Genomic DNA, 11,693 nt, shown 5'->3' on the forward strand with positions numbered 1-11,693 from the left:
AAGCATAAAGAAAAGCGAAATTCAGTCGCCTTCCTTTATGCTTTTTTTAGATAAGCAAAGTGAGATCTTTGCTAAGCAGAAGTGCAGGACGCTAATTCCGGGTCAGTTGGCCTTATCGGCGCAGGCAGGTTGAACACGGACAGCGCGCAGAAACCGGAACGGACACGCAGTACGTGGGGTTTCGAGCACTGCCGGGTTCAAACTGGCAAGTCAGATAGCCAAATGCCTGGAATTTTAGAAGTCGTAACGCAGACGCACCAGGTTCATATCGCCCAGATCGTCGGTGCTGGAGGTAAACACGTGTTCGTAATCCACGCGGAAACCATAATCCAGTTGGAAGCTGATACCTACACCGTTATCGATACGCTGATAGTTGCGTCCATTCACGTATTCGATGCGATCGCCCATAAAGTACGGCTGGACAGATTTCACAGCGTACTGATTAACCGGGATCTTATAACCGGCGAAATATTCAACGCCCCACGCATCACCCGCGAAGTAATTGTGAACCGTGTTTTTCTTGCTCAGCAGGAAGTTCTGATACCACCCGCCGCCAGCGGAGAAGGTCCAGTTATCCGGTGTCCAGCTCAGCGCAGTACCGAGAATATTCTGGTCGTACGTTTTGCTGTCGTCATTGCCCGGATTGCGCATTTCGGCACGGGTATAGTTCCAGGCCGCGCCCCATGTCAGGGTGTTAGTCAGATGGTAATCCAGGCCCAGCGAGCCACCACCTTTACGTTTGTAACGCAGACCGTTACCCGGCAGATATTCGTTATCATCGAACAGATATGAGGCGTAAAGATCTGCATCCCCGAACGTATTCTTATATTTCAGCATATTGCGTGAGCGATAAGAGCCATCATAGTCGCCGTTGATACCGTTACCCGGCGCCTGACCGATCATGTCGTAATCCCAGATATCGGTTTTCGCCCCTACCACATCATAGTAAATGCTGTTTTGCTGACCGTAGGTTAATGTCCCCCAGGTTTTGCTTTTCAGTCCGGTATAGAGCATACGGCGCGTGGTGTCGTGGGCACCTTTTGCATAGTGGTTATCCCAGTCAAACACCGCCGGAATATTGACGCCCAGCTCGTAGTAGTTAATCCAACTGATGTCATCAAACAGATAGTAATCACTGGCGAAGCGGAAACGGGTACCGCCGTCGAAGCCGTTACGTTTGTAAGAGCCTTTATCCCCATCTCCCGTCATCATATTGAACTGCGGACGAATACTGCCGCCCACGGTGAAATTCAGACGGCTTAACGGATCGCCCGCCTGCGGATCTTGTTTCAACAGCGTGATCTCTGCTTGCGTTGCAAATGAGGTCATCGCCAGTGCCGCGCCGATCGTTATCGCCAGCGCTTTTATTTTATGTGCCATGCTGTTTCCTTGGTTAATAAGCAGCCAAATAGTTGCCAGCTGAATATTAACGCCGATTAAGCACGCCATGTTGTCGAGTTTTTCGTACTTTGTGCGCTTAAAAATCAGGTAGTTAGCAATTTGTGCACTTAAAAAAATACACGCCGATTATTTAACCGACGTGTAATCAAAATGACATGATTTTACTGGTTAAACTGGCGGAACAGCGCTTTCCCTTTGAGTAGCCGTGTGCCCAGCCAGCCACCGCATGCGGATAACAAAACGGCGCCGCACAGCGGTAACGTTAACCACAACCGCCAGTCCGGCTCCCAGGGGAAATCAAAGACTTTTGTTTGCAGCACCGCCAGCGCCGTTTCCGCACCGATCGCCGCCACCAGCCCGGAGACAAGCCCGAGCAGGGCAAATTCACACCACAGCGTGGTGCGTAACAGTCGCTTGCCGGCGCCGAGCGTGCGATACACCACCAGTTCCTGATGACGCTGGCGCATCCCCACCTGCACCTGGGCCAGCAACAGCAGCACGCCGCACAGGGTGACCAACACAACCATCACTTCCAGCGCCCGACTCACCTGCTCCAGCACCTGACCAACCTGTTTTAAGATAGCGCCAATATCCAGCAGGCTGATGGTGGGAAACTCGCGGTTAAGCTGGGTCAACATACCGTTGCCATTCTGCCAGCGGAAACTGGTCAGCCAGCTTTGCGGCTGTCCGTCCAGCGCCCCCTGCGGGAAAATAAAGAAGAAGTTGGGACGCAGACTTTCCCAGTCCACTTTGCGCAGGCTGGTGACTTTAGCGCTGAAATCCTGGGTATCACCCATAAAGGTCACGCTGTCGCCGAGCTTAAGCTTAAGGCGTTTTGCCAGTTCTTCTTCGACCGAGACCTCACCGGGTTTTGGTGGCCAGGAGCCCGCGGTAACCGGGTTGTGGTTTGCATCCGCCCCCTGCCAGGTCAAATTCAATTCGCGGTTCAGCGCCTCATCCGGGTTCCCTTCCGTACTTTGACCGTTTATCTGCGTCAGTCGGGCACGCACGATAGGCCAGAACGCCTGGGTTACCACCTGGTGTTCAGAGAGAAACGCTTTCACCGGTTCGACCTGCTCCGGGGCAATATTAATGAGGAAATAGTTCGGGCTTTCCGGTGGAAGCTGTTGCTGCCAGCGGTCGAGCAGATCGCCACGTAGCACCAGCAACATTGCCAGCAGCATGAATGACAGCGAGAAAGCCGATAACTGACTCAGCGTCGACCATGGCTGGCGCAGCAGACGATTGACCGCCAGACGCAGCGGCAATGTTTTGAGGGTAAGCTTTTTCATTACCCGCAGCAGCAGCCAGCCGACTACACCGCACAGCAATGCCAGGACCACCGCCCCCGCCAGCACCGACCACAACAGCATGCTGGCCCCCATCAGCCAGGCCAGCAGCAACACAGACACGATACTGATAACGGGAATATAAAATTTCAGCGGCCAGACATCGGCGACAGCGTCACGCCGCAATACCCGCAAAGGCTGCGTTGCCAGCAGCAAGCGCCAGGGCCGTATCCCCACCAGCAACGAAATCACCAGCATGGCGCCAATCGACCAGAGCCACGGCCAGCCGCTGGCGGCAGGGAGTGCCACCGGCAGAACCGGCTTGAGCAAGATCAGCAGGATTTTTTCAAACAACAGCCCCATCGCGCCACCGGTGATGGACGACAGCGCGAGCACCATCAGCCACTGGCCGATGATCAATTTGCGTAACTGCGACCTGCTCGCCCCCAGCGTTTTGAGAATGGCCACCAGGTCGTAACGACTGCGACAATAGTGCCCCATCGCGACAGCCACCGCCGCGACTGACAGCAGCAGGGTTAACAACGCCGACAGCAGCAAGAATTGCTGGGAGCGCTGTAATGACTTGCCGAGCGCGCCGTCATCCTGCTCAAGGCCATACCAACGATGTTCCGGCTTAAGCTTCGGCAGTAACCATTTTTCGTAGGCCTCCAGTTGTGCGGGTGTCCCGGCAAATTTTACCCGCCAGGTGACGCGGCTTCCCGGCTGTACCGCTCCTGTTTTCGCCACATCCGCCGTATTCATTAATAATCGCGGCGCCATTTCGAACGGGTTAAAACCGGAATCTGGCTCCTGCACCACCTCCCCGGCGATACGCAGCGTGGCATCCCCCACATCAATCGAGTCGCCGGTTTTCAGGTTTAACAGCGCCATCAACCGTGGAGCCAGCAGCACCGTTCCAGCCAGCGGTTTGACCGCAGGCGGCGTGGTTTGCAGGTCGCCATAGAGCGGATAACTGTCATCCACCGCTTTCACGTTTGCCAGTTGTGGTGTGTCACCGGCGAAGGTCATCGTGGCAAATGAGATTTGCTCGCTAACTTTAAGCCCCTCTTTTCGCGCCTCTTCCAGCCACGCCTGCGGAATTTCACGTGAACTGCGCAACGCCCTGTCGCCAGCCATAAACTCGCGGCTCTGCTGGCTTAATCCTTTTTCCATCCGGTCGCTGATATTGCCCAGCGCCAGCACACAGGCCACCGCCAGGCTTAGCGCCAGCCAGACAATCAGCAATGAAGGAGAGCGCCATTCGCGCCAGAACCAGCGGGCGATCATGCTTCCTCCCGCAGTTCGCCGTTCACCAGACGTAAACGCCTGTCGCAACGCGCCGCCAGTTGAGGATCGTGCGTGACCAGAATCAGGGTGGTGCCATATTGCTGGTTCATCGAGAAGAGCAAATCAGCAATCTTATCGCCGGTCTGCCTGTCGAGGTTGCCGGTGGGTTCGTCGGCAAACAGCAGCGCCGGGCGACCATTAAACGCACGGGCCAGCGCCACACGCTGTTGCTCGCCGCCGGAAAGCTGCGCGGGAAGGTGATCGAGACGTTTCCCCAGCCCCAACTCTTCCAGTAGCCCTTTAGCACTGGCACGACTCTGCGCGCTGTTTTCCCCCCGTAGCAGCGCCGGAAGCTCGACGTTTTCCAGCGCATTCAGGGTGGGGATCAGCATAAAAGACTGGAAAACAAAACCGACGTGCGCGGCACGTAACTTTGCCCGCGCCTCTTCATCCATCGCGTGAAGCGGCTGGCCCAGCAGGTTCACTTCGCCGCTACTGCCATCATCAAGCCCGGCAAGAATCGCCAGCAGTGTTGACTTACCCGAGCCTGATTCACCAATCAGGGCGATGGTTTGCGCCCGTTTGACAACAAGCTCAACTCCGGTGAGGATGGAAAGTTCATGCTCCCCCTGACCGACGGACTTCTTAAGATGATGAACTTCAACAATGTTTTCCGCTGGCATTTGGCCTTCCTGTTTTTGCTTCTGTTTAGCCTGCGTGCCGCCGCTGCGGACACGTTACTGGTTCTGGGAGACAGCCTGAGCGCGGGCTATCGCATGGCGGCCAATACCGCCTGGCCTGCGTTGCTCAACGAGAAGTGGCAACAAAAACCGCCCGTCATCAACGCCAGCATTAGCGGCGACACCTCGCAACAGGGGCTGGCACGCTTACCCGCGCTGCTTAAAGAGCATCAGCCTCGCTGGGTGTTGATTGAGCTGGGAGGTAACGATGGTCTGCGCGGCTTTGCGCCCCAACAAACGGAACAAACGCTGCGTACCATTTTGCAGGCGGTAAAAGCCGCAAACGCCGAACCCTTGCTGATGCAAATACGGCTGCCCGCCAACTATGGACGCCGTTATACTGAGTCATTTAGCGCCATCTATCCTAAGCTCGCCAAAGAGTTTGATATTCCTCTGTTGCCGTTTTTCATGGAAGAGGTCTATCTCAAACCCCAATGGATGCAGGATGATGGGATCCACCCGAACCGTGACGCTCAGCCTTTTATTGCCGACTGGATGGCGACCCGGTTGGCTCCATTAGTTAATCACGACTCCTGATTTATCAGGGACGCTTTCAGGTAAAGTTATGCAAAAAACGATCTTAATAACAGGATGTTCCAGCGGTATCGGTCTGGAAAGCGCCCATGAACTCAAGCGTCAGGGCTTTCGCATCCTGGCGGCCTGCCGCAAAAGCGAGGATGTTGCACGTATGAATCAGGCCGGATTTACCGGCGTGCTGTTGGATCTCGACCTCCCCGAAAGCGTAGAACGTGCCGCTGACGAGGTCATTGCCCTGACGGAAAACTGTCTGTATGGCATTTTTAATAACGCGGGCTTTGGCCTGTACGGCCCGCTGTCTACCATCAGCCGCGAGCAAATGGAAAAACAGTTTTCCGCCAACTTTTTTGGCACACACCAGCTCACCATGCGCCTGTTACCCGCCATGCTCCCGCACGGCGAAGGCCGCATTGTGATGACGTCTTCGGTAATGGGGCTGATTTCGACCCCCGGTCGTGGCGCTTATGCGGCCAGTAAGTACGCCCTGGAAGCCTGGTCCGATGCGCTGCGTATGGAACTGCGCCACAGCGGCATCAAGGTCAGCCTGATTGAGCCAGGCCCTATCCGCACCCGCTTTACGGAGAACGTCAACCAGACGCAGAGTGACAAACCGGTGGAAAACCCCGGTATTGCCGCACGTTTTACCCTCGGCCCGGAGGCGGTCGTCGCTAAAGTACGCCATGCTTTTGAAAGTCCGAAACCCAAACTGCGTTATCCGGTCACGGTCGTCACCTGGGTGGTAAGCCTGCTGAAACGCATACTGCCGGGACGCGCAATGGATAAAATTTTACACGGGTGAGTTGAAGGCACAGCGCCTGTCCCCATGTATCAATAAACACTTAAACAGAGAATGACCCATGTCTGTACAGAACATCGTCAACATTAACGAAGCAAACCTTCACCCGACGCTTGAACAGTCAATGACCACGCCGGTGCTGTTCTATTTCTGGTCCGAGCGTAGCCAGCACTGCCAGCAGTTGACCCCGGTGCTGGAAAGCCTGGCGGCGCAATATAACGGGCAATTTATTCTGGCGAAGGTGGACTGCGATGCTGAGCAGATGCTTGCGTCACAGTTTGGTTTACGTGCGATCCCAACGGTCTACCTGTTCCAGAACGGCCAGCCGGTCGACGGTTTCCAGGGGCCGCAGCCAGAAGAGGCCATACGCGCCCTGCTGGATAAAGTCCTGCCGCGCGAAGAAGAGTTAAAAGCGCAACAGGCCATGCAACTGATGGAAGAAGGCAAACATGCCGAAGCGCTGCCGCTGTTGAAAGAGGCCTGGCAGTTATCGCAGCAGAACAGTGAAATCGGCCTGCTGCTGGCGGAGACGCAAATTGCGCTCAACCGCTCTGATGATGCCGAAGCGGTGCTGAAAACCATTCCGCTGCAGGATCAGGACACCCGCTATCAAGGGCTGGTGGCGCAAATCGAGCTGCTGAAAAAAGCCGCGGACACCCCGGAAATTCAGCATTTGCAAGAGCAGGTCGAGAAGAACCCGGCGGATGCGCAACTGGCAACGCAACTGGCGCTGCAACTGCATCAGGTTGTCCGCAATGAAGAGGCGCTGGAGCTGCTGTTCAGTCATCTGCGTAAAGATTTAGGCGCAGCAGACGGTGAGGCGCGCAAAATGTTGCAGGAGATCCTGGCCGCGCTGGGTACCGGCGATGCACTGGCCTCGAAATACCGTCGCCAGCTCTACTCCCTGCTTTACTAGTCCCGCCCGCTAAATTTGGGGGTCGCGCTGTTAAGATCCCCAAATTTGGTTAGAATGACATCAAATTAAACAGGAGGTTTATTTGATGCTCATCGTCATCCCCGTTCTTATCTTAGTCGCGCTGGTCATTGTAGGCGCGGGTGTCAAAATCGTTCCGCAAGGATATCAGTGGACGGTAGAACGCTTCGGTCGTTATACCCGTTCTCTCCAGCCGGGTCTGAGCCTTGTGGTACCGTTTATGGACCGTATTGGTCGTAAGATCAATATGATGGAGCAAGTTCTCGATATCCCATCCCAGGAAGTCATTTCCAAAGATAACGCCAACGTCACCATCGATGCGGTGTGTTTTATTCAGGTTATCGACGCCCCGAAAGCCGCCTATGAGGTGAGCAATCTGGAACTGGCGATCATTAACCTCACCATGACCAACATCCGTACTGTGCTCGGCTCGATGGAGCTCGACGAAATGCTCTCTCAGCGCGACAGCATCAACACTCGCCTGCTGCATATCGTGGACGAAGCCACCAATCCGTGGGGCATCAAAGTCACCCGTATCGAAATCCGCGATGTTCGCCCACCGGCGGAGCTGGTCTCTTCAATGAACGCCCAGATGAAAGCCGAACGTACCAAGCGTGCTTACATCCTGGAAGCCGAAGGGATTCGCCAGGCGGAAATCGTCAAAGCGGAAGGTGAAAAGCAGGCCAAAATCCTCAAAGCCGAAGGTGAACGGCAGTCGGCGTTCCTTGAAGCAGAGGCCCGTGAACGTTCGGCAGAAGCAGAAGCACGGGCGACCAAAATGGTCTCCGAGGCGATTGCGGCGGGCGACGTGCAGGCAATTAACTACTTTGTGGCGCAAAAATACACCGAAGCGCTGCAACAAATTGGCTCTGCTAATAACAGTAAAGTCGTGATGATGCCGCTGGATGCCAGCAGCCTGATGGGCTCGATTGCCGGGATCGCGGAGCTGGTAAAAGACAGCACCAGTGAACGGAAAAAATCATGATAGCCGTGCTCTTTGAACATGCCTACATTTTCTGGTTGAGTCTTGGCGGCCTGCTTCTGGCCGCTGAGATGCTCGGCGGCAACGGCTATTTGCTGTGGAGCGGCGTGGCGGCAGTGGTCACCGGCCTGCTGGTCTGGCTGGTTCCGTTCGGCTGGGAATTACAGGGGGTGATCTTCGCGGTACTCACGCTTATCGCCGCCTGGCTGTGGTGGCTGTGGCTATCCAGACGGGTACGTGACCAGAAACCGGCAGATGCGTCGCTTAATCAGCGCGGACAGCAACTGGTGGGCCGCCGTTTTATCCTCGATAATGCGCTGGTCAACGGGCGCGGGCACATGCGGGTGGGAGACAGCTCCTGGCCGGTGAGTGCCGGGTCAGATTTACCGGCAGGAAGCAAAGTCGAAGTTATCGCCGTCGAAGGCATTACGCTGCACATCAAAGCTGCGGTCGAATAATCGTAATAATACGCAAGGAAAGATGGTGAAAAAAAGCCACCTCACGCTGGGCCTGTGCCTCTCATTTGCCACCAGCAGCGCTGCGCTGGCGTCAATGGATATGGATTCTTGTGCCTGGGCGAGCCCGGGCTGTTTTCTGGTCAGCCCGCCGGTCCTTGGCGTGGCGAATGATACCCGCGATAACCTGCTGCGACTGCTGGATGAGCAAAAAGGCTTTTCATCCCTGCGCCAGCCTGTCCCGACGGATATTACCCGCAGCCGGGATTTCTATTTCGGCATGCATATGCTGGATTACGATCCCCCGGTGGATGACGACTCGGACACGACGCCTGGCGAGGATCCCCTCAGCCAGCAAATCGCGACCCTGGGCCTCGACGCCGAGGCAATCACTCACCTGACGGCGCTGCAGGACGAAAACGAAAACCGCTTTGTGTCGCTCAATAGCGATACGCTATCGGATTTTTTCGCCGCGCTGCTGGCCGATACAACACTGACCCCCGAGCTACGTCAGACGCTGGCGAAGACGCGCCTGCTTGTCGATGGCAGCAGCAATGCTCAGGATGAACTCAACAAACTCACCGTACCGGAAGGCTCTGCCGCTGCGTTTCGTGACTATTTGCAGGCCGCAAACCAGTTTTACGCAGGGAATTACACCGCAGCCAGGCAGAGCTTTACCGCCCTTAGCACGAACCCGCAGCCGTGGATCGCCGAAACCGCCAGCTACATGCTGATGCGTAACGCGCTCAACGCCAGCAGTGAAAATGCTAACGGCGAATACGGTGATTTCGACGTCACTAAAGTGGATAAAGCCCTGGCGCAACAGGCGCGGGACAGCGCGGATACCTACCTCAAAAAATGGCCGCAGGGAAAATACGCCGACTCAACACAGGGGCTGCTGCGCCGTATCAACTGGTATCTGCAGGACTGGAATACGCTGGCAACACTCTATGAACACATTCTGCCGCAGGCTGCCGACAGCGATGCGCTGAGCGCCCTGATTAACGAAAGCGACAATAAGTTGCTCAGCAAAGACCTGACCTGGGGAGACAGCTATTTTCTAAGTGCGCCCGATGCGTCGTTGCTGACCTTTATCCAGACGCTCAGGCTGATGCGCGATAATCAGTGCGAAAATCACGCCCACTGTGTCGATCAGGCGTATCTCGATGGCCTTAAAGCCGATTTCGAAAAAAACAAACGCGCCGATCTGTGGAACTATTTGCGCCTGATGCTCGCTTACAACAAGCAGGATTACGCGGCGGTGGTGAAAGACATTACTCCGGCGCAGAGCCTGCCCGAGCACAATATCCTCGCGTTTAGCGAACAGGCGCTCTACGGCGATGCACTGATGGGCCAGCAGCAATGGGATGCCGCACGCGATCACTGGCTGCACCTGCTGGATCTCAGCAAAGATGTTGAGCAACAACAGTTACTGCAGGCGAAGCTGGCGGCCACGCTGGTCAACAGCAATGCGCTGGAGAAGATTTTCGCTCCCGATAGCCGCATCACGAATCTGCGCTACCGCTCACTGGTGCTGAAAACCAAAGCCACTCCTGAGCTGTTACGCCAGCAGGCGGGCAAGGGGCCAAACAACGAAGAGCGCACCATTGCCCTGCATACCTTGCTGACGCAGGATCTGGCACAGGGCCACTATGCCGACTGGTTGCAGGATAAATCCCTGCTCACGGCCATCACCGCCGCCATTCCCGGCGAAGCGTTTGACGATGTGGATGTCAGCGTCTTTAAATGGACAGGCACAGACCCGGAAAAAGCCTATGCCTGCGCATCGTTGAATGACACCGTTGGCGTGCTGAGTAAGAATCCGCAGGATGGCCATGCCCTTAACTGCCTGGGTGAGTTTTTCCGCACCACGCAAACCGAAGTCAGCCTGGCGAAAGACCGTGGCGGCAACGATGCGCTGGATGTCGCCACACGTCAGGACGATTTTTCCGGAAAACCACATCGTCTGGCGTGGTACCAACAGGTGATTAACGACACGAAGGCCGAACCGGAAGACAAGAGCTATGCGCTTTACCGCGCGGTGATGTGCTATGCGCCATCGGGCTACAATGATTGCGGTGGCGAAGATGTCGATAAAGCCGTGCGTAAAGCCTGGTTCCTGCAACTCAAGCGCGATTATCCAGGAAGCGTATGGGCGAAAAGCCTCAAGTATTACTGGTAATCGCCTTTATCAGTTCCCTGTTTATGTCTGTGGCGAATGCCGCAGACGGGCAGGATTTTTGGCTATGGTCGGGCGTTAAGACAGGTGACGCACTGCGCGACGCCCGCACCGTCTATCTGCATCAGGGCGATGTGATTGCCCTCTCAGGCACCGCCGTATTTGAACGCAAAGGATTACCGGTTAGCCGCCTGACGTTTCCCCATATCTGGCTGACCGTGCGCCTGACGACGCTGGATGTTTCTGATGAGATGCTGGCACGCCTGAACCGTCTGTTACTGCGCTGGCAGGCTGCCGGTAACAACGTGACGGGTCTGCAGATTGATTTTGATGCCGCCACGCACCGCCTCGATCATTACGCGCAGTTTCTGCACCGGTTGCGGGAAATCCTCTCGCCGCAGTTCGCGCTGGGGGTGACGGGGCTGCTGGACTGGGCGAAAACCGGCAGCGTGAAAACGCTGAACGCCCTGCCGGTGGATGAACTGGTGGTGCAAAGCTATCAGGGGCGCAACACCGTCGAGGATTATACCGCCTACCTTCCTGCGCTGGCCGGGTTACGCATTCCGTTTAAAGTCGGACGCGTGCAAAACGGCGTCTGGGATCCGCAAGAGGAACAGCGCCTCGCCGCCTCGCCATGGTATCGCGGCACGGTGATCTTTATGCTCAACCCTTAGCGTGTGCCTTGTGATGGCAGCAGCCGGAAAGATTATCAATAATCGGGCAGTCGGCGCTGTCATCGCCAGGGCAGGATTCCGCCAGCGACATAAGCTGCTTGCGCATCGCTTCAAGTTCGACAATATGACGCTCAATTTCTGCCACTTTTTGCAATGTGCGGGCTTTGACATCCGCGCTGTGACGGGCCGGATCGTTAAACAGATTCACCAGTTCGCCACACTCTTCGAGGTTGAACCCCACCTGGCGCGCCTGGCGTAGCAGTGTCAGTTCATTGATGTGTTGCTGCGTGTAGCTGCGGTAGCCGTTTTCCCCGCGCAGCGGCGGCGTCACCAGCCCTTTATCTTCATAAAAGCGAATCGCTTTGCTGGTTAAGCCGGTCTTTTTCGCCACAATACTGATATTCACCTTTCCCCCTTGA

The 11,693-nt window shown here is 55.9% G+C and carries 11 protein-coding genes; 7 read left to right on the forward strand and 4 right to left on the reverse strand.

The annotated features are described in order from the left end of the window. Nucleotides 1-234 precede the first annotated feature (234 nt). From C5523_RS20970 to ybbA, 3 genes are all read right to left on the reverse strand, one after another. Nucleotides 235-1,380, reverse strand: a complete 1,146-nt coding sequence (locus C5523_RS20970; RefSeq protein WP_071195943.1) for a porin — start codon at nucleotides 1,378-1,380, stop codon at nucleotides 235-237. A 182-nt stretch (nucleotides 1,381-1,562) separates the two neighbouring features. Next, entirely contained in the window at nucleotides 1,563-3,977 is a 2,415-nt protein-coding gene (gene ybbP / locus C5523_RS20975; protein WP_108701906.1) for a putative ABC transporter permease subunit YbbP, read from the reverse strand. Beyond that, nucleotides 3,974-4,660: a putative ABC transporter ATP-binding protein YbbA gene (gene ybbA, locus C5523_RS20980; RefSeq protein ID WP_071195803.1), complete on the reverse strand. Its 687-nt coding sequence runs from the start codon at nucleotides 4,658-4,660 to the stop codon at nucleotides 3,974-3,976. Before ybbA ends, ybbP begins: the two co-directional genes overlap by 4 nt. On the opposite strand from ybbA, the gene tesA reads away from it, so the two are divergent. From tesA to C5523_RS21015, 7 genes are all read left to right on the forward strand, one after another. After that, on the forward strand, nucleotides 4,628-5,254 hold the full coding sequence (gene tesA, locus C5523_RS20985) for a multifunctional acyl-CoA thioesterase I/protease I/lysophospholipase L1 (RefSeq protein ID WP_125125191.1): 627 nt from the start codon (nucleotides 4,628-4,630) through the stop codon (nucleotides 5,252-5,254). The genes ybbA and tesA overlap by 33 nt on opposite strands. Before the next feature lie 28 nt (nucleotides 5,255-5,282). Continuing rightward, nucleotides 5,283-6,053, forward strand: a complete 771-nt coding sequence (locus C5523_RS20990) for an SDR family oxidoreductase (RefSeq protein WP_108701907.1) — start codon at nucleotides 5,283-5,285, stop codon at nucleotides 6,051-6,053. A gap of 58 nt (nucleotides 6,054-6,111) precedes the next feature. Then, nucleotides 6,112-6,966, forward strand: a complete 855-nt coding sequence (locus C5523_RS20995; RefSeq protein WP_108701908.1) for a co-chaperone YbbN — start codon at nucleotides 6,112-6,114, stop codon at nucleotides 6,964-6,966. 85 nt (nucleotides 6,967-7,051) lie between these two features. Then, the gene (locus C5523_RS21000; RefSeq protein WP_108701909.1) at nucleotides 7,052-7,969 is read left to right on the forward strand and encodes an SPFH domain-containing protein; all 918 of its coding nucleotides are present in this window, start codon (nucleotides 7,052-7,054) and stop codon (nucleotides 7,967-7,969) included. After that, a complete protein-coding gene (locus C5523_RS21005; protein WP_041852442.1) occupies nucleotides 7,966-8,424 on the forward strand; it encodes an NfeD family protein in 459 nt (152 codons plus the stop codon). The genes C5523_RS21000 and C5523_RS21005 overlap by 4 nt, the downstream gene beginning before the upstream one ends. Before the next feature lie 22 nt (nucleotides 8,425-8,446). Then, nucleotides 8,447-10,603 (forward strand): hypothetical protein, encoded by a 2,157-nt coding sequence (locus C5523_RS21010; protein WP_108701910.1) that lies wholly within the window; start codon nucleotides 8,447-8,449, stop codon nucleotides 10,601-10,603. Next, nucleotides 10,573-11,274 (forward strand): DUF3142 domain-containing protein, encoded by a 702-nt coding sequence (locus tag C5523_RS21015; protein ID WP_071195806.1) that lies wholly within the window; start codon nucleotides 10,573-10,575, stop codon nucleotides 11,272-11,274. Before C5523_RS21010 ends, C5523_RS21015 begins: the two co-directional genes overlap by 31 nt. On the opposite strand, the gene cueR is transcribed toward C5523_RS21015, so the two are convergent. Next, nucleotides 11,264-11,680 carry a Cu(I)-responsive transcriptional regulator gene (gene cueR, locus C5523_RS21020; RefSeq protein ID WP_071195807.1) on the reverse strand — a complete coding sequence of 139 codons (417 nt, stop codon included), beginning with the start codon at nucleotides 11,678-11,680 and terminating at the stop codon, nucleotides 11,264-11,266. The two genes, C5523_RS21015 and cueR, sit on opposite strands and share 11 nt — an antisense overlap. Between the last annotated feature and the right edge of the window lie 13 nt (nucleotides 11,681-11,693).

The organism is Phytobacter sp. SCO41 (assembly GCF_003073275.1).
Classification (GTDB): Bacteria; Pseudomonadota; Gammaproteobacteria; order Enterobacterales; family Enterobacteriaceae; genus Phytobacter; species Phytobacter diazotrophicus.